General features: G+C 36.1%; 15 protein-coding genes and 2 rRNA genes. All 17 read left to right on the forward strand.

The genetic code is table 11. From position 1 onward, the window contains the following. Positions 1-372, forward strand: a 23S ribosomal RNA gene (locus tag KKC46_21080); the annotation flags it as partial. Positions 373-464: 92 nt separating this feature from the next. Then, a 5S ribosomal RNA gene (gene rrf, locus KKC46_21085) occupies positions 465-581 on the forward strand. A 147-nt stretch (positions 582-728) separates the two neighbouring features. After that, a complete protein-coding gene (locus KKC46_21090; protein MBU1056296.1) occupies positions 729-1,970 on the forward strand; it encodes a two-component sensor histidine kinase in 1,242 nt (413 codons plus the stop codon). A 209-nt stretch (positions 1,971-2,179) separates the two neighbouring features. Next, positions 2,180-3,670, forward strand: coding sequence for a lysine--tRNA ligase (gene lysS / locus KKC46_21095; GenBank protein MBU1056297.1), 1,491 nt, complete (start codon positions 2,180-2,182; stop codon positions 3,668-3,670). Positions 3,671-3,795: 125 nt separating this feature from the next. Continuing rightward, positions 3,796-5,031, forward strand: a complete 1,236-nt coding sequence (locus KKC46_21100; protein MBU1056298.1) for a lipoprotein-releasing ABC transporter permease subunit — start codon at positions 3,796-3,798, stop codon at positions 5,029-5,031. After that, positions 5,024-5,749: an ABC transporter ATP-binding protein gene (locus KKC46_21105; GenBank protein MBU1056299.1), complete on the forward strand. Its 726-nt coding sequence runs from the start codon at positions 5,024-5,026 to the stop codon at positions 5,747-5,749. The genes KKC46_21100 and KKC46_21105 overlap by 8 nt, the downstream gene beginning before the upstream one ends. Before the next feature lie 9 nt (positions 5,750-5,758). Further along, complete coding sequence (gene bamA / locus KKC46_21110) at positions 5,759-8,401, forward strand: outer membrane protein assembly factor BamA (GenBank protein ID MBU1056300.1); 2,643 nt, start codon at positions 5,759-5,761, stop codon at positions 8,399-8,401. Positions 8,402-8,446: 45 nt separating this feature from the next. After that, a complete protein-coding gene (locus tag KKC46_21115; protein MBU1056301.1) occupies positions 8,447-8,983 on the forward strand; it encodes an OmpH family outer membrane protein in 537 nt (178 codons plus the stop codon). A 109-nt stretch (positions 8,984-9,092) separates the two neighbouring features. Further along, a complete protein-coding gene (gene lpxD, locus KKC46_21120; protein ID MBU1056302.1) occupies positions 9,093-10,124 on the forward strand; it encodes a UDP-3-O-(3-hydroxymyristoyl)glucosamine N-acyltransferase in 1,032 nt (343 codons plus the stop codon). Positions 10,125-10,164: 40 nt separating this feature from the next. Next, positions 10,165-10,611, forward strand: coding sequence for a 3-hydroxyacyl-ACP dehydratase FabZ (gene fabZ / locus KKC46_21125; GenBank protein MBU1056303.1), 447 nt, complete (start codon positions 10,165-10,167; stop codon positions 10,609-10,611). Next, positions 10,608-11,378: an acyl-ACP--UDP-N-acetylglucosamine O-acyltransferase gene (gene lpxA, locus KKC46_21130; protein MBU1056304.1), complete on the forward strand. Its 771-nt coding sequence runs from the start codon at positions 10,608-10,610 to the stop codon at positions 11,376-11,378. The genes fabZ and lpxA overlap by 4 nt, the downstream gene beginning before the upstream one ends. A gap of 130 nt (positions 11,379-11,508) precedes the next feature. Beyond that, positions 11,509-12,366: a UDP-2,3-diacylglucosamine diphosphatase LpxI gene (gene lpxI / locus KKC46_21135; protein ID MBU1056305.1), complete on the forward strand. Its 858-nt coding sequence runs from the start codon at positions 11,509-11,511 to the stop codon at positions 12,364-12,366. 34 nt (positions 12,367-12,400) lie between these two features. After that, a complete protein-coding gene (locus KKC46_21140) occupies positions 12,401-13,360 on the forward strand; it encodes a Gfo/Idh/MocA family oxidoreductase (protein ID MBU1056306.1) in 960 nt (319 codons plus the stop codon). A gap of 34 nt (positions 13,361-13,394) precedes the next feature. After that, positions 13,395-14,516, forward strand: a complete 1,122-nt coding sequence (gene lpxB / locus KKC46_21145; protein ID MBU1056307.1) for a lipid-A-disaccharide synthase — start codon at positions 13,395-13,397, stop codon at positions 14,514-14,516. Further along, entirely contained in the window at positions 14,517-16,280 is a 1,764-nt protein-coding gene (locus KKC46_21150; protein ID MBU1056308.1) for an ABC transporter ATP-binding protein/permease, read from the forward strand. Next, the gene (lptF, locus tag KKC46_21155) at positions 16,277-17,461 is read left to right on the forward strand and encodes an LPS export ABC transporter permease LptF (protein ID MBU1056309.1); all 1,185 of its coding nucleotides are present in this window, start codon (positions 16,277-16,279) and stop codon (positions 17,459-17,461) included. Before KKC46_21150 ends, lptF begins: the two co-directional genes overlap by 4 nt. A gap of 20 nt (positions 17,462-17,481) precedes the next feature. After that, positions 17,482-18,549: an LPS export ABC transporter permease LptG gene (lptG, locus tag KKC46_21160; GenBank protein MBU1056310.1), complete on the forward strand. Its 1,068-nt coding sequence runs from the start codon at positions 17,482-17,484 to the stop codon at positions 18,547-18,549. Positions 18,550-18,562: the final 13 nt, after the last annotated feature.

An 18,562-nucleotide genomic window follows, 5' to 3' on the forward strand; every position in this document is an offset into this window, starting at 1 on the left:
CCAAGGGTTCGGCTGTTCGCCGATTAAAGTGGTACGTGAGCTGGGTTTAAAACGTCGTGAGACAGTTTGGTCCCTATCTTTCGTGGGCGTAGGATATTTGAGAGGATCTGTCCCTAGTACGAGAGGACCGGGATGGACGAACCAATGGTGTTCCAGTTGTTGCGCCAGCGGCATTGCTGGGTAGCTAAGTTCGGAATGGATAACCGCTGAAAGCATCTAAGCGGGAAACCAACCTCAAGATTAGATATCCCTTAAATATGGAAACATATTTAACTAAAGACTCCTTGAAGACTACAAGGTTGATAGGCCAGGTGTGTAAGTGTGGTAACATATTGAGCTTACTGGTACTAATAGGTCGTGAGGCTTGGCCATAAAATAATTTTTATAATTAGAATAAATATTTGATCTTTTTTAGATAAAGTGCAGATAACCAAGTTGTAATATAATTTAATGATTTACAATTTTTCGGTGGTTATAGCGAAGATGATACACCCGTTCCCATCCCGAACACGGAAGTTAAGCTCTTCAGCGCCGATGGTACTGCTCGGGAAACTGGGTGGGAGAGTAGGACACCGCCGAAAATTTATTTTTAACCCGGAATCTTTTTAAAGATTCCGGGTTTTTTATTTTATTTTCTGGCTTCAAAACATGGATTGTGCTAAATTCAAGATATGGATAATATAATAGAAATATATAAAAGTGATATATATCAAAGACTCAAATGGCTCATGTTATTTAGAGTCCTTTTTATTTCGCTTCTTCTTGGGTCAACTATAATTCTTCAGTTTAATTCGACACATTCCCTGCTTGATATGTCTCTTTTTGTGCTTTATGCCCTTATATCAGGAGTTTTGATACTTTCAATAATTTATAATGTTTTGCTTAATCGTGTGAAAAAAATTAAACGTTTTGCTTCAATACAGATAGCTATTGATACTTTCATTATAAGCTGCATAATCTTTGTTACAGGGGGTTTTTCAAGTATCTTTTCATTTTTATATCTTTTGGTTATAATATACTCATCTATGCTTCTTTTTAAAAAAGGAAGTATGATTATTGCTGGGCTTTGCGCTATTCAGTATGGCATAATCGTTAATCTGGAATATTTAGCTATAATAAATCCGTTTCCATTTGAAGACAGTCTTGTAGCTGCAAATTATCCGTGGAGTCAGATACAATATAAGGTATTAATTATAACAATAGCGTGTTTTGCCGTTGCTTTTTTGAGTAATTTTCTTGCGGAACAGGTAAGAAAAACTAAAAATGAATTAATCGCAATGAAAGAGCGTATCAAGCGTTTTGAAAAGATGGCCGCAATGGGAGAGATGGCTGCCAGAATGGCTCACGAGATAAAAAATCCAATTGCTTCAATATCCGGTTCTATTCAGCTTTTAAGAGAAGATATGTACGACAATCCGCAAAATGATAAGCTTATGCAGATAATACATAGGGAGGCAGATCGGTTGGGCTCCCTTGTTAATAATTATTTGTTGTTTGCACGACCGCCTGCTGGAAAGATAGAAAAAATCGAATTGGGAAAAACCATAATAGAAACTATTGAGCTTTTTGAAAAAGATATTAAATGTTCAGGAAAAATTTTATTGATAAAAGATATTGCACCAAATATCTGGGTAGAAATGTATCCTGTGCATATATATCAAATTCTATGGAATCTACTTTTGAATGCTTCTGAGGCTATTGAAAACACAGGTAATATTAAAGTGAAATTATATTCTTTAAAGAATAAATATGCGATAGCTGAAGTAGCTGATGATGGTTATGGTATACCGGGTGATAATATCAAATCAATTTTTGACCCCTTTTTTACTACCAAACAAAAGGGTACAGGCCTTGGATTATCTATAGTTTACAACATCTTAAAACCTTATGACAGCTGGCTTGATGTTGAAAGTAAAGTTAATAAAGGATCCGTTTTTACATTCAAAATAAAGCAAATTGATCCACCCTAATTTGATAACTTAATCTTGACACTATTACTTAAATAGGTTACCAAATTTATTTCTAATAATTATTATCTTTGCCCCCGTTTGATAATAGAAAAGTATATTAATATCTTTAATGTTATAGTAGGCTTTCAAAGATTTAATAGTATATAATGAACCATTTATATTAAAGATTAGATCCCAAAATTATATAGAAAGTTAATTTAGCTATGGATGTGGAAAAAACGAGTGAGTTGCTTGAGAGAAGAAGAAACAAATTATCTGAATTAAGAAGCAATAATATAAATCTTTTTCCAAATGATTATGTTGTTTTGCATTCTATCGAAGATATTAGAGATGTAATAAGTGGTTTTGATGAATCAAAAAATGAAGATGAGGCTGTATTTTCAGTTGCCGGTCGTATTATGGCTATGAATAATTTCGGCAAATCTTCATTTATAAGATTTAAGGACAGAACAGGCCAATTCCAGGCATATATACGAAAAGATAAAATCGGGGATGATTCGTATCAACTTTTTAAACAGCTTGATATTGGTGATTTTGTAGGAATAAAAGGTTCAATATTTAAAACAAAAACAGGTGAATGGACTATAGTTGCTTTCGAATTGAGACTTGTATGTAAGGCTATTAGACCTCTTCCTGAAAAATTTCATGGGCTTAAAGATACTGAAAAGCGATATCGCCAACGATATCTTGACTTGATAATAAATCCTGATGCCAGGGATATATTTGTAAAACGAAGCAGAGTAATCCAGGAAATACGAAATTTTTTTTTGGAAAGAGGTTATATTGAAGTAGAAACGCCGATGATGCAGCCTATCCCAGGTGGTGCTGAAGCGGCTCCCTTTAAAACGCACCATAATGCTCTTGGGATGGATCTGTTTTTACGAATAGCTCCGGAGTTATATTTAAAACGGTTAGTAGTGGGTGGATTTGAAAGAGTATTTGAAATTAACAGAAATTTCAGGAACGAGGGGGTATCAACCCAGCATAATCCGGAGTTTACCATGTTAGAGTTTTACGAAGCCTATGCTACCTATCAGGATCTCATGAATCTGACCGAGAACTTGTTTTCCAGATTATCATTGGAAATAACCGGTTCAACATCAATTATTTATCAGGGAAATACTATTGATTTTAGCGGGAAGTGGCGAAGAATAAGTCTTCTAAATGCATTGGACGAATTTGGTGGAGTAAGCCCATCTATAATTCAAGATAAAGAAAAACTCCTCGAATTTGCACATTCTAGTGGTGTAAAGATTACAAAAACAGAACGGATAGGCAAAATAATAACAAAAATATTTGATGCGCTTGTACAACATAAGCTGATTCAGCCAACTTTTATAACCGAATATCCTGTTGAGGTTTCACCTCTATCCAGAAGGAGTGAAAAAGATCCGACGATGACAGACCGTTTTGAGCTTTTCATAGCAGGTAATGAAATAGCAAATGGTTTTTCGGAACTAAATGATCCTGAAGATCAACATAGCCGATTTATGCAGCAGATATCAAACAGGCAGGATGGCGATGACGAAGCACACCATATGGATGAAGATTATATAGAAGCATTAGAGTATGGAATGCCTCCTACTGCAGGTGAGGGTATTGGTATTGACAGGCTTACAATGCTCTTTACTGATGCTGCTTCAATCAGGGAAGTAATCCTTTTTCCACATATGAAGCCTGCTGGGCAAAAGCCTAATTGATGATATATCAAATATCTTATTTCCTTGTTATTCAAATATGGCATTATTTTTAAAATTGAATTTTCCGTATAAAGATCTAATGTCTGTGTTAATTCCCAAGCATATAAAAGTAAAGAAGATATATTATGTCTTTTGAATTATTTATTGGTGGGCGATATCTAAGAGCCAGACAAAAACAATCCTTCATATCACTTATAACCATTTTATCGATTGTAGGTGTTATGGTTGGAGTAATGGCTCTTATAGTTGTTATTGCTGTTATGGCAGGTTTTGAAACTGATCTTAAATCCCGCATACTTGGAGTTGAATCGCATGTTGTTGTAATGCGGCGCGGAGGAGAATTTTCCGATTATCCGGCAGTTCTTGAGCACATAAAAAAAATTAATGGTGTTAAAGCCGCAGCCCCTTTCATTTATACACAGGTTATGCTTAAATCTTCTTCAGGAGTTTCCGGCGCTGTTTTAAAAGGCGTTGATCCAAGTGCTGAGGGCCGGATAGTAAAAAACCTTGATACTCTTTTATTGCGAAATGGCCTGCCGGATGATAAAAACAGCGGATATTTTAATGCTGCCCCCGGTATAATATTGGGAAAGGAACTTGCAAATAAGTTAAGAGTATTTAAAGGTGATAAACTATATCTTATATCTCCTGCAGGTATGATATCTCCTGTAGGATATTTGCCCACAATGAAACAATATGTAGTTAAGGGCATTTTTGAATCCGGGATACATGATTATGACGGATCACTAGCATATATTAATATTAAAGATGCTCAAAAAATATTGAGGATGAACGATTCAATAACAGGTATTGAGTTGAATGTAACAGATATTTATGATGCCAGAAATATAGCTAAAAAAATTATCGATGAACTTGGATTTCCATACTGGGCAAGAGACTGGATGCAAATGAATAAAAATCTTTTTTCAGCTTTAAAGCTGGAAAAAGCAGTCATGTTTATTATTTTAATACTTATTGTTCTTGTTGCAGCACTGAATATAGCAAGTTCTCTTATTATGATGGTAATGGAGAAGACAAAAGATATTGCTATTCTTAAAGCTATGGGCGCAACTGATATGAGTATCAGAAAAATATTTGTTTTCAAAGGAATGTTAATAGGTATGGTCGGAACCATCCTGGGTGTCTGTTCCGGTTATACTCTTTGTAAACTTTTGGAAAAATATAAGTTTATTGATCTGCCAGGGGATGTATATTACATAACTACTCTTCCTGTACGGCTTGTTGCTTCTGATATAATAACCATTGCAGCAGCAGCATTGGTTATCTGCTTTTTGGCAACCTTATATCCGGCCCACCAGGCATCCAAACTGAATCCTGTTGAGGCTATACGCCATGGATAATACGCCGGATTACAACCAAATTATCTCTATTGAATCCCCTCAGATTTTTTTAAGAGTAAGGGGGCTTTCTAAAAATTTTAACAGCAGCGGTGTTCATCTTGAAATTTTAAAAGATGTCGATTTTGATTTGTGTAAAGGCGAGACTATGGCAATTGTTGGTGCATCAGGTATTGGCAAGTCTACTCTATTGCATATACTAGGGACACTGGATTATCCTGATAGTGGTACCATCTCTTTTGTTGATGAAGATATTTTAAGTTGTGGTTCGGATAGATTGGCAAAATTTCGAAACGAATCAATCGGGTTTGTATTTCAGTTTCACCATCTACTGCCAGAGTTTTCTGCTATAGAAAATACGATGATACCAGGTCTTATAAAAGGTGTAAGTAAAAAACAAGCAAGAGAAGCAGCGGAAGAAATTTTGATAAGAGTTGGGCTTAAAGATAGAATAAATGGCAAGGTCAGTGTACTTTCCGGTGGAGAGCAGCAGCGGGTTGCTATAGCAAGGGCGCTTGTATTAAAACCACTTATTCTTCTTGCGGATGAACCTACAGGCAATCTTGATAAAAGAAACAGTGAGCAGGTTCATGAGTTGCTTATGGAACTTAACAAAGAGCTTGACATGTCAATGATAGTAGTGACGCATAACATGGAGTTAGCGTCATTTATGGCTATGTGTGTTACAATAATTGATGGGCGTCTTGTAGAAGCGAGTTAAGGAAGTATAATGAAAAAATATTTATGCCTGATTGCCGTTGCATTGTTGTTGGTGTTTCCGTTTAGAACTTACTCTTTTGAAACAGCGAATGTTTTGGTTTTGCCTTTTGAAGTAAATGCCAAGAATGAACTTTCATATCTGAAAACCCAAATCCCTCAGATCATAAAGAACCATTTGAAAGAAGATGGTGCTGTTATTATAGAACCTGATCCTGATATAATCTTATCTATCACACAGCAAGCTGAAAACACAGAACAAATAAGAACAATCGGTATTGATGCAGATGCTAAATATGTTGTTTGGGGAAGTATAACTTTAGTGGACCAGCATTTTGAAATTAATGCAAAAATGATCGAATCTGTGAAAGATGAGCCCCTAAAGAGTTTTTTCTATGAGGGAGAGGGAATAGAAAATCTTTCCGGCAGCTTGAAAAATCTTTCACGCGATCTGGGGATGAAAATATTTAAACGTGAAAAAGTTGTAAAAATACTTGTGGAGGGTAATAGGCGAATTGAAGCTGATGCAATTAAAAGGATAATTAAAACAAAAGAAGGAGATATATATCATCCTCAGACCTTGTCTGAAGATTTAAAGACCGTATATGCTATGGGATATTTTGATGATGTGAGAATTGAAGATGAAGACGCACCCGAAGGTAAGTTGGTTAAACTGAAAGTTAAAGAAAAACCGACTTTAAAAACAATAATTTTTAAAGGCAATCAAACAATCCAAAACGACAAGATCAAGGAAATTTTAGATATCAAGACCGGTTCGATTCTGAATTTTGTAGCGATTCAGAAAAATATCGAAAGAATTGAAAGTCTTTATAAAAGTAGAAATTATCACAATGTAAAAGTAGAATATAAGACTTATGATCATGATAATAACCAGGCTGACCTTGAGTTTATAATTTCGGAAGGATCAAAAGCATATATTAAAAATATCATATTGGAAGGCAATAAAGTATATTCGGACAAAGAGCTTAAAAAGCTTATGTCTTTATCAGAGAAAAACATGTTTTCATGGATCACTTCGGCAGGAGATCTAAACAGGGAAGATTTGATTCAGGATACAGTAAAGCTTTCAGCATTTTATCATAACAATGGTTTTGTTCAGGCCAAAATAGGGGAGCCTCAGGTAAATATTAAAGAATCGGGAATTGATATTAAAATAAAAATCGATGAAGGTCCCCAGTTTAAAGTTGGAAAAATAAAAATTAAAGGTGACTTAATTTTACCTGAAGAAAAGCTTATTGAAAATATAAAAATTAATAAGGAAAAATATTATAACAGACAGGTTTTGCAAAGTGATATCCTTGTTTTGACGGATTTGTATACAAATGAAGGTTATGCTTATGCGGAGGTTGTTCCTGATATAGATCCTGATAAAGACAAGCTACAGGTAAATATTAACTATATAATCAACAAAGGAAAGCAGATTTATTTTGAAGAGATTACAATAGAGGGAAATACAAAAACAAGGGATAAGGTTATAAGAAGAGAGTTGAAAGTATATGAACAGGAATTGTACAGCGGAGCCAAACTTAAAAAAAGCATGCGTAACCTGAAGCGGCTGGATTTCTTTAAAGACGTAAAAATAAATAACCTAAAAGGAAGCACGGATGATAAAATGCTGCTTAAGGTTGATGTTGAGGAAAAACCGACCGGGTCATTTACCTTCGGTGCAGGTTACGGCACTACGGAAAAAGTATTTTTTATGGGCTCCATTTCCCAGAAAAACCTGTTTGGGAAAGGTCAGGTGCTATCATTAAATGCACAGCTGGGAGCTGTTTCAACTAAATTCATCTTAAGTTTTACTGAGCCATGGTTATTTGATACACCTCTTTCAGCCGGCTTTAATTTATACGACTGGAATTATGGGTATGATACATATGATAAAAAAAGCAAGGGGGCAGGTATAACACTGGGGTATCCGGTTTACGAGTTTGCCAGAGTATATTTTTCATATGCATTTGATGAATCCAATATAACAAGCATTGATTATGATGCACCGGATGCTATTAAAGATATGGAAGGCAAAAATATTTCAAGCAGTGTGACAGCAGCTTTAAGGTATGATTCGCGTGATAAAGTTTTTAACCCCTCCGAGGGAGCGAACCATAGTGTTTCTATTCAATATGCAGGACTTGGCGGAGATATTGGATTTACTAAAATCAATCTTGAAACAGGCTGGTTTTATCCTTTGTTTAAAGGAACTGTAGGCTCGATACATGCAGCGACCGGATATGTAACCCAAAATTCGAGCAAAAAATTACCTATATATGAGCGTTTCAATCTTGGCGGAATAAATTCACTGCGAGGATTCGAATGGGAAGATTTAAGTCCTAAAAGAATAAATTCGCAAGGTTATTTGACTGAAATTGGCGGCAATAAATTTGTTCAGTTTAACCTTGAATTTGTTTTTCCTCTTATCAAGGGTGCCGGTGTTATGGGTGTTTTATTTTTTGATGCCGGGGATGTGTATGACAATAGTGAAGACTATCTCGGCAGCTCAAGGGAAAGTGTCGGTGGCGGTATCAGGTGGTACTCACCAATGGGGCCGATGCGTGTGGAATATGGCTATATTCTTGATCCGAAAAAAGATGCAGGTGAAGGTGGAAAGGTTGAATTTACGGTGGGTTCAGTATTTTAACTGTATTTGTCAAAAGTAAATATTTATAATTTAATAGGGGGTATAATGCGTTTATTTAACAAAACTGTTTTGGTGGGTGCAGCACTTTTTTTTATGCTCGGAATTTATGCCTATGCAGCAGATGCTGCTAAAATTGGAGTTGTAGATTTCAGGAAAATCCTTGAGGAATCAAATACAGGGATATCCGGCCGGGCGGAAATTAAAAAACAGGGAGAAATGATGGAGGTAGACCTTAAAAAAAAAGGAGCTGAACTCGAAGAACTTAAAAAGCAGTATGAAAAAAATGCAATGGTTACAAAGAAAGACGTAACGGAAGAAAAGCAGCTTGAATTAAAAGCAAAATATGAAAAATTTATGATTCTCCAGAAACAATATAATGCTGATATTCAAAACTTACAAAAAAGTTTTTTTGTAAGTTTGAAAAATGAGGTTGATCTTGTTGTAGATGCAATATGCAAAAAAGAAAAATATCAAATTATTATTGAAAAAAATGCAGTATTTTATTCGCCGCCGTCTATTGATATTACAGATAAAGTTATACAGCAATTAAACGCAAAATCGGCTTTACAACCAGGAAAATAATAAGAAAACCGGACATTCTGGTATAGAATATCTGTAGGGGCGTATAGCAATACGCCCCTACTATTTACGCGTTAATCATGTATTTAGATTTTATATAAGGCTTGCCATGATGAAAATATCACTTGCCGAACTTGCTGAAATGATTGAAGGTAAAGTTGTTGGTGACGCAAAGAAAATAATATATAAAGCGGCTCCTTTTGAAGATGCAAAAGAAAATGATATAACTTTTGCAGGAGCTGCCAGGTTTTTAAATGTTATAAAGGAAAGTAGTGCCGGAGCAGTTATTGTACCGCATGGATATATAGAACCTTCGAAAAACCTAATACAGGTTGCGCAGCCGCATATTGCATTTATAAAAGTATTAAATATATTTTACCCCCCTTCCATGCCGGAATATGGGATCAGTTCATCTGCCCATGTTGGAGAAGGTTTTAAATGCGGCAATGATGTTTCAATAGCTCCGAATGCGGTGATTGGTAATAATGTGGTTTTAGGTGACCGGGTCTCAATTTATCCCTGTACTTATATTGGCGATGGTGTTGTTATCGGAGATGATGTTAAAATTTATTCCAATGTATCTGTTCTCGAACGGAATAAAATTGGAAACAGAGTAATAATTCATGCAGGTTCTGTTATCGGAAGTGACGGATTTGGCTATTCCTCGGACGGCAAAATACATTATAAAATTCCTCATACGGGTATTGTGCAGATAGATGATGATGTTGAGATTGGGGCAGGCAATACTATAGATCGAGCTACTTTTGGCAAAACATGGATATGCCGCGGGGTAAAAACGGATAATCTGGTCCATATTGCACATAATGTTACAATTGGAGAAGATACTTTACTTATAGCTCAAGCAGTTATTGGCGGAAGTACATCAATAGGAAAGCATTCAATCATAGCCGGTCAGGCGGTGATTTCCGATCATCTGGTTATAGGGGATAATGTAACTGTTGCTCCTAAGTCCGGTGTTATTAAATCCGTTAAAAACGGAGAAATTGTGACGGGCGCGCCTGCAATGCCTCATAAATTATGGCGAAAAGTACAAACTGTTATTCCCAGACTTCCGGAGATGAGAAATAAGCTTATTGATATTGAAAAGCGATTGAATAAAATAGAAAAAAAAGAAGATGAATAAGTAAGCAGGAAATCAAGTGCTGTAAATTATGGAGAAGCAAATGGAGAAAATTCTTGATGTGACGGAAATAATGAAAATATTGCCTCACAGATACCCGTTTATTTTGATTGACAGAGTCGTTGAGCTTGTTGCCGGAGAGAAGATAGTTGCTTTGAAAAATGTTACGATTAATGAACATTTTTTCTCCGGGCATTTCCCGGGAATGCCCATTATGCCAGGAGTCCTTATAATAGAAGCAATGGCGCAAGCCGGTGGAGTTTTATTTGTTGCCTCTAAGCCCGAAAAAAAATATGGGGAGCCTATTTATTTTATGGGAATGGACAAAGTCAGATTCAGAAAACCGGTTGTTCCGGGTGATCAAATTATTTTTGATATAAAGATTTTAAATATGAGAACTAAAGTTGCAAAAATAGCCGGTGTAGCAAAAGTAGATGGTAAGTGTGTAGCTGAAGCCGAGTTGATGGCCGCTTTTGGAGGAAAAATATGATTCATGAAACTGCTATTGTCAATCCGGGCGCTGAAATAGATTCAAATGTTAATATAGGCCCGTATTCAATTATTGGAGATAATGTATTTATAGGTTCCGGTACAGTGATAGGCCCACATGTTGTAATAGAGCCTTTTGTGGAGATTGGCCGTAACTGTCAAATATATCAGTATGCAGCAATTGGAGCTGTGCCGCAATCACTGAAATTTAAAGATGAAAAAACATATGTGAAAATAGGTCAGGGCTCGATAATCAGAGAGTTTGTTACAATTCATAGAGGGACCGAATTCGGTGGCGGCATTACGGAAGTAGGAGAAGAAAACTTTTTAATGGCTTACACCCATATAGCGCATGACTGTAAGACAGGACGCAGGGTTATAATGGCAAATAACGCAACTCTTGCAGGGCATATAACCATTGGAGATAATGCTACAATTGGCGGTCTATCTGCGATACATCAATTTGTTAGAGTTGGAGAATACGCTTTTATCAGCGGATTATCGGCAGTAGTGAAGGATGTACCTCCATATGTTATTGCCGCTGGTCAGAGAGTTGAATTACATGGTTTAAACACTGTTGGCTTAAAACGTCATGGGTTTTCACCCAAAACAATATCTTTGTTGAAAAAAACGTATAGAATAATTTTTCGAATCGGTCTTACGGTTAATCAGGCTGTTGAAAGAGTCAAAGCTGAAGTTGAGCAGGTCCCTGAGGTTGTTAATTTCATAAATTTTGTAATGGCTTCCCAGCGGGGAGTTTCAAGATAATATAATTATCAGAGCCACTTTCAAAACGTTTCAGTTTGGTCAAGCTCAAGGCGGGGGAAAATTTCAACCACAGGAATACATTTAGTATTTCGAGGATTGAAATTTGAGCCCAACGCAGAGATCGGCCAAAATGGGACGTTTTGAAACTGGCTCATCAGGATTGATCGTGGATAGATTGATTGAAAAAAAAATTGGACTTATTGCGGGGAGCGGCCAGTTTCCCATAATTTTTTCAAAAATAGCCAGGGCAAAAGGCTTTTTAGTATATGCAGCAGCTTTTATAAATGAGGCGGATGAAGTACTTAAAGAACATGTTGAAAAAATCGAGTGGTTGCATCTTGGCCAGGTGAAGCGACTGATCAATTTCTTTAAAAAGAATGAAGTAAAAGAAGCAGTAATGCTTGGTGCAATAAAAAAAACAAGAATGTTTTCCGATGTAAGGCCGGATATTAAGGCTATAGCATTTATGGCCCGAATGAAAAGCACGCATGATGACGGGTTGTTAAGCGCTTTTGCCGGGATGCTTGAAAAAGAAGGCATCATCATTAAATCGTCCACATTTTTACTTCCTGATCTTCTGGCGCAGGAAGGTTGTTGGACAAAGCGAAAGCCGACAAAAACCGAAAAAGCAGATATTGAAATAGGATTTCATATCGCAAAAGAAATAGGTCGTCTTGATATCGGCCAATGTGTTATTGTTTGCGGAGGGTCGGTTCTTGCTGTTGAGGCTATTGACGGCACGGATGCCACAATAAAAAGAGGCGGAAAACTTGGAAATGGTGATGCTGTTATTGTAAAAGTATGCAAACCGGGTCAAGATACAAGATTTGATATGCCTGCTGTTGGTGTTCAGACTATAAAAACAATGCATGAATCAGGTGTTAAATCTCTTGCCATGGAAGCACAAAAAGCTGTTGTGTTTGATAGACAAGAAATGATCATGCTTGCCGACAAGTATGGGATAAGTATAGTAGCCGTTTTGGTATAAGAAATTATCCTTGATTTTGTGTATGGAAGGTTAAATGAAAAAAGTGCGGGTAGGTGTTGTAGGCACCGGTTATCTTGGAAAATTTCATACGGAAAAATATTTTCAGATGAGCGATGTCGAGCTTGTGGGAGTAGTTGATATTGATGAACGGCAGGCCGAAAAAATTGCTAATGGCGTAAGTGCAAAAGCTTATAAAAATTATCGTGATCTAATCGGTAAAGTGGATGCTGTGAGTATTGTAGTTCCCACGCATGCGCATTTTTCAATAAGCAAAGATTTTTTGGAAAATGATGTTGATGTACTTATTGAAAAACCCATCACAACAACTATAAAAGAAGCAGATGAGCTGATAAGTATTTCTGAAAACAAAGGACTTATTATACAGGTTGGACATTTGGAGCGTTTTAATCCGGCCGTTCTTGCGCTCAAGGATATAGTCAACAACCCCAGATTTATTGAATCACATCGTCTTAGTACTTTCAAGGGCCGTGGAACCGATGTAAGTGTTGTGCTTGATCTTATGATTCATGATATAGATATTATAACAAGCCTTGTAAAATCGGAAATAAAAAATCTTCATGCCGCCGGAACACCCATTATAACAAATCAGGTTGACATTGCAAACACCAGGATAGAATTTGAAAACGGGTGTGTAGCAAATGTTACAGCAAGCAGAATTTCTGCCAAGGACGAACGGAAAACAAGATTATTTCAGCGTGATGCATATATATCGGTTGATTTTGCAAACCATGAAATAAATATCGTTCGTAAAAACAATGATGAAGTAAACAGCATTATTCCGGGAATGGAGATAAAAAATCTTTGTTTTACAAAAGGCGATGCATTAAAAGACGAGCTGGCAGCTTTTGTTAAGTCTGTGAGCAGTAGACAGGAGCCTGAGGTTACAGGACAGATCGGACGCAATGCCTTAAAGGTTGCGCTAAGTATAATGGAGCAAATCGATCATTTAAAAAATCAATTAATAGATCAATAATTCTATGAGTCAATCCTTTTACGAGAAAAGTGTTATGATAATTGCAGGAGAAGCATCCGGTGATATTCACGGTTCCCGACTCGTAAAAGCAATGAAGGAAAACAATCCGGGGTTGTTTTTTTTTGGTATCGGAGGGAATTTACTAAAAGAAAATGGGGTGAAAATTATCAGGGATGCCTCAACCCTGTCTGTAGTTGGAATAACCGAAGTTATATCCAAGATATTTTCTCTTATTAAAGCCATAGCCGATGCCAAAAAAGCTCTTAAAGAATTAAAACCCGATCTTCTCATATTAATTGATTTCCCGGATTTTAATCTTAAAATTGCTGCTGCTGCGAAAAAACTTGGCATACCTGTTTTGTATTATATCAGCCCACAGGTTTGGGCATGGAGACAGGGCCGGGTGAAGAAATTGAAGAAGCTTGTAAATCATCTGGCTGTAATACTTCCTTTCGAGAAAGACTTTTTCAGAAAACACGCTATTCCGGTAACATATGTAGGCCACCCATTGCTAGATGGAGAAGTATTTACTTCTGAATACAATGACAATACAGATATTAAATCAATAGGCCTTCTGCCAGGATCACGTGACAAGGAGATTGCAAAACACTTGCCAGTAATGCTTGAGGCTGCTTCATTGATTAAGCAAAGAATGGAAAATATTGAAATAACCGTTTCTCTTGCTTCCACGGTTGAAAGGCAATATGTTGAAAAAATAATAAAGGAGCAAGGGTTTTTTGACAAAAATATTATTGTACAAGGAACCGAAAAAATTTTTAAAAACTGCTCACTTATTATTGCAGCTTCCGGAACAGTCACACTTGAGGCAGCTCTTGCAGCTGTTCCCATGATAATAATTTACAAGGTTTCTCCTGTTAGCTATCTGTTTGGAAAAGCGCTTATTAAGGTTTCAAATATTTGTCTTGTTAATCTTATTGCAGAAAAAGAGCTGGTTCCTGAATTGATACAAAATGATGCAACTGCCGAAAACATTGCGAAAGAAGCATTAAACATGCTTAATAATCCTGATGAACTTAAAAAAATGAGAAACGAACTTATCGGCATCAGAGATATACTTGGAGGCGCCGGAGCTTCAGGGCGAGTGGCTGATATAGCTTTAGCAATGCTGCAATTATCAAAACAAGGGTCAATATAAATGAGCAATAAAAAAATATTTAAAATAAATATCAAATCAAGACATATTGAAATATTAAAACTTGTGAAAGAAAGCTGGTTTACGCTTTTACTGGCATCACTCTGTCTTTTAGTAGTGGCAGGCAGTACTGCAGCTTCGGCATATTTAATAAAGCCGGCATTGGATGATGTCTTTATCAATAAAGATTTACGTATGCTTAAACTAATTCCTATTGCAGTTATTTTAGTATATTTTGCACGTGGTCTTGGTATGTACGGGCAGGAATATCTTATGAGCAGGGTAGGCAAGGGCATCATTATGCGTTTGCGTAACCGGTTGTATGATCATATACAGGATCTTTCTCTTGCTTTTTTCCATAAAGAAACAACCGGAACATTAATGTCCCGCGTTTTAAATGATGTGGCTACGATAAGATCTATGGTTTCTTCTCTTGTTACAACTTCGTTTAAGGATTGTTTTACAATTGCAGGTCTTGTTTTTGTAATATTTTACCAGATCTGGGATCTTGCATTATTTGCTTTTATCATATTGCCGCTCGCATTTTATCCTGTCGTATATATAGGTAAAAAAGTCAGAAAGGTCAGCTCGAAACGCTATATATCAATAGCGGATATCAGCTCTTTCCTTCATGAAACATTTTCCGGAAATAAAATAGTAAAAGCATTCGGAATGGAAAATTATGAAAAAAAACGTTTCGCTGATAAAACGCTTAAACTGTTTAAACTGGAAATGAAAGAAACAAGAGCAGAAGCGCTTTCTTCTCCCATAATGGAGTTTCTTGGAGGAATGGGAATAGCTTTTGTTATATGGTATGGCGGATCAAGGGTTATTTCCGGAGTGTATACAACAGGTACTTTTGTTTCTTTTCTTGCAGCTGTTGTTATGTTGTATGATCCGGTAAAAAAAATAAGCAAGCTTAACAATCAATTGCAACAGGGTTTGGCTGCTGCAGACAGAATATTTGATATCATTGAAATAGAAACTGAAATCAAAGAAATTGACAATCCGGTTAAACTGGAGCGTAAACCCCATAATGTAGTATTTGATAATGTATCTTTCAAATATGATGACCTGTTGGTATTAAAAAATATCAATCTGAATGTTAAGCCCGGAGAAATAATTGCGCTTGTAGGTATGAGCGGGGGGGGCAAAACCTCTCTGGTAAACCTTATCCCAAGATTTTACGATGTTGCCGAAGGATCAATATCTATAAATGGTATTGATATCCGAAAAATTTCAATGCCATCTCTTCGTGACCAGATCGCGATAGTAACACAGGAGCCGATACTTTTTAATGACACCGTTAGAAACAATATTGCCTATGGCAGCTGGGATGCATCCGATACGGAAATAGAATCGGCCTCTAAAGCCGCATATGCATATGATTTTATCCAGGGTTTCCCCAAACAATTTGATACTTCGCTTGGTGAACTTGGTTCACGACTTTCAGGCGGCGAGAAACAGAGAATGTGCATAGCAAGGGCTTTAATAAAAGATGCGCCCATTTTAATTTTAGATGAAGCAACTTCTTCGCTTGATACAGAATCTGAAAGATTGGTTCAAAAAGCGCTTGAAAATCTGATGAAAGGCCGAACCACATTTATTATTGCGCACAGGTTGTCTACAATAGGATATGCAAACAGAATCGTTGTGATCATTGGCGGTCGTATTGTGGAGGAAGGCAAACACGAAGAACTCATGGCTAAAGAAGGTGAGTATTACAAACTATATCAGACGCAGTTCGGTGTCGGCGAAACAGCATGAAGATTAATTCTATTGTAAGCAGATATCTATTTAAAGAAATGGTATCGCCTTTTGCTATCAATACGTTATTTTTTACTTTCCTGTTTTTGATGGCAAAAATACTGTTCATAACCAATCTTGTTGTAAATTATAACATGAGTCTGCCTAAAATCGGGCTTATGCTTATTTATATTATCCCTAATTTTCTAATCTTTGTAATTCCGATGTCTGTTATGATGGCAGTTCTTCTGACTTTTTTACGGTTTTCAAGTGATAATGAAATAATTGCTTTAAAAACAGGTGGAATAAGTATTTACGGCTTGCTTCCCCCGGTGCTTACCTTTTGTCTTATTGGTTGTATATTAACTGCGTTGATTACTTTTTATGCAATGCCCTGGGGAAGATTATCAATCGAAAAACTTACAATGGAAATCGCACAGACAAATTTTGAAATAGGACTTAAAGAGAGAACTTTTAACGATAATTTTAAAAATGTTATGCTTTATGTTAATAGAATTGATCTGAAAAATAATGAGCTGATAGATATTTTTATAGAAGATGGCCGTTCTGAAGATATGGGAAGCACAATTATTGCTCCAAGAGGAGTTATGCTTTTTGAAAAAGAGACATTATCTTTCAGAATAAGACTTTTCGATGGATTTATAAATCAGGTTGGTCCAAAAAATAAATCGGTCAATTCCATTGGTTTTAACACATATGATATTAATCTTGATCTAAAGAACGCTTTTTCAGAAATAGAGAAAAAAGGTCAAAGAAAAGACGAAAAAAAGATGTATTTTAATGAACTATTAGATTACATTGATAATTTCAAAAATAAAAACTCAAAAGATTATGATGCACTTTTTGAACTTCATAAGAAATTTTCTATCCCTTTTGCATGTTTTGTTTTGGGGATTCTTTCAGTAGCACTTGGCACTCAGTTAAAGTCGGCAACACGATCATTTGGCCTTGGGCTTGGCATTATTTTTTTCTTGCTTTATTATCTTATTCTTTCGCTTGGGTATGCATTAGGAGAAAGCAGATTCTATCCCCCCCTTATAGGGATGTGGGTTCCAAATATATTTATAGGCAGTATAGGCATATACCTTTTTATAAGAACAGCAAAAGAACGGCCTGTCAATTTTTTTGCTGTTGTTGATTTATTAGAAAGAATAAAATTACACTTTATTAAAGAAAGATGAGCTAAAGAGAAGATCAATTTATGTCCATAATAGATAGATATTTAACAAAGGAGACTATTAAATACTTTTGTATCATTATAGCTGCAATTATAGGGATATATATTGTAGTGGATTTTTTTGATGAAACAGATATCTTTTTTGAATCCGGTCTTTCCCTTCCAAAGGCATTTTTTTGTTTTATTTCGAAAATGCCGGTTGCACAATTTATTCCTCTTAGTTTTTTACTGGCTATTCTTGTAACATTTGGCCTGATGAGTAAAAATAACGAAGTCGTGGCACTAAAAAGTGGTGGAATCAGTATATATTATCTTTTAAGATCTATACTTTTATTAGGTGTGATTTCCTTTTTTATTACTATTTTCCTGTCAGAGGTGGTTGTTCCCATAACGCAAAATAAGGTGGAAAAAATATGGGCTCAGGCAAACCGGAAAAAACACGCTGTGACCCTGAAAGAAAAAGACATATGGATAAAGGGGTATCACTTAATATCGCACATAGAATATTTTGATTCATCAACAAAGACTATCCATGGCATTACTCTCTATTTCTTTGATGATAATTTTAGGATGGTGAGAAGAATTGACTGTGAAAAGGGAGTTTTTTTATATAAAGGAAACTGGACATTATATGGTATTATTGAGCAGAAGCTTGATAAGAATAACAGCAAAATATCATTTCATAAACAACTTGTTGAACATCTCGATATTTCACCGGAAGACATAGGAATAGTAGCTGTTAAATCAGAAGCCATGAGTGCTGCCGAGCTTTTTAAATATGTAAAAAAAATCGAGTCCGAAGGGTATGATGCAACAGGTTACCGGACAGATTTTTATGCAAAACTTTCTTTTCCCTTTATTTGTATAATCATGTGTTTTGTGGGTACGGGAATAGCTTTCAGGCTACAGGTTAAAGAAAGCCTGCCTGTAAATATTGTATATGGAATATGCGCAGCTTTTGCTTATTGGGTTTTTTTTGGTTTCTGTATTTCACTTGGCGAGGGAGGCTTCCTTAATCCCTTGGTTGCCGCCCTGATTCCGAATCTTGTATTTTTAGCGTTTGGTGTGTTTACGCTTCTTAATGCCGAGTAAAATATTCGAATTC

The organism is Pseudomonadota bacterium, assembly GCA_018817425.1.
Taxonomy (GTDB): Bacteria; Desulfobacterota; Desulfobacteria; order Desulfobacterales; family RPRI01; genus RPRI01.

What these genes read in the sequence shown, in the direction of transcription:
- KKC46_21090 (MBU1056296.1), top strand. Translation starts at nt 729, where the DNA reads ATGTTATTTAGAGTCCTTTTTATTTCGCTTCTTCTTGGGTCAACTATA.
- KKC46_21100 (MBU1056298.1), top strand. Translation starts at nt 3,796, where the DNA reads ATGTCTTTTGAATTATTTATTGGTGGGCGATATCTAAGAGCCAGACAA.
- KKC46_21105 (MBU1056299.1), top strand. Translation starts at nt 5,024, where the DNA reads ATGGATAATACGCCGGATTACAACCAAATTATCTCTATTGAATCCCCT.
- bamA (MBU1056300.1), top strand. Translation starts at nt 5,759, where the DNA reads ATGAAAAAATATTTATGCCTGATTGCCGTTGCATTGTTGTTGGTGTTT.
- KKC46_21115 (MBU1056301.1), top strand. Translation starts at nt 8,447, where the DNA reads ATGCGTTTATTTAACAAAACTGTTTTGGTGGGTGCAGCACTTTTTTTT.
- lpxD (MBU1056302.1), top strand. Translation starts at nt 9,093, where the DNA reads ATGAAAATATCACTTGCCGAACTTGCTGAAATGATTGAAGGTAAAGTT.
- fabZ (MBU1056303.1), top strand. Translation starts at nt 10,165, where the DNA reads ATGGAGAAAATTCTTGATGTGACGGAAATAATGAAAATATTGCCTCAC.
- lpxA (MBU1056304.1), top strand. Translation starts at nt 10,608, where the DNA reads ATGATTCATGAAACTGCTATTGTCAATCCGGGCGCTGAAATAGATTCA.
- lpxI (MBU1056305.1), top strand. Translation starts at nt 11,509, where the DNA reads ATGGGACGTTTTGAAACTGGCTCATCAGGATTGATCGTGGATAGATTG.
- KKC46_21140 (MBU1056306.1), top strand. Translation starts at nt 12,401, where the DNA reads ATGAAAAAAGTGCGGGTAGGTGTTGTAGGCACCGGTTATCTTGGAAAA.
- lpxB (MBU1056307.1), top strand. Translation starts at nt 13,395, where the DNA reads ATGATAATTGCAGGAGAAGCATCCGGTGATATTCACGGTTCCCGACTC.
- KKC46_21150 (MBU1056308.1), top strand. Translation starts at nt 14,517, where the DNA reads ATGAGCAATAAAAAAATATTTAAAATAAATATCAAATCAAGACATATT.
- lptF (MBU1056309.1), top strand. Translation starts at nt 16,277, where the DNA reads ATGAAGATTAATTCTATTGTAAGCAGATATCTATTTAAAGAAATGGTA.
- lptG (MBU1056310.1), top strand. Translation starts at nt 17,482, where the DNA reads ATGTCCATAATAGATAGATATTTAACAAAGGAGACTATTAAATACTTT.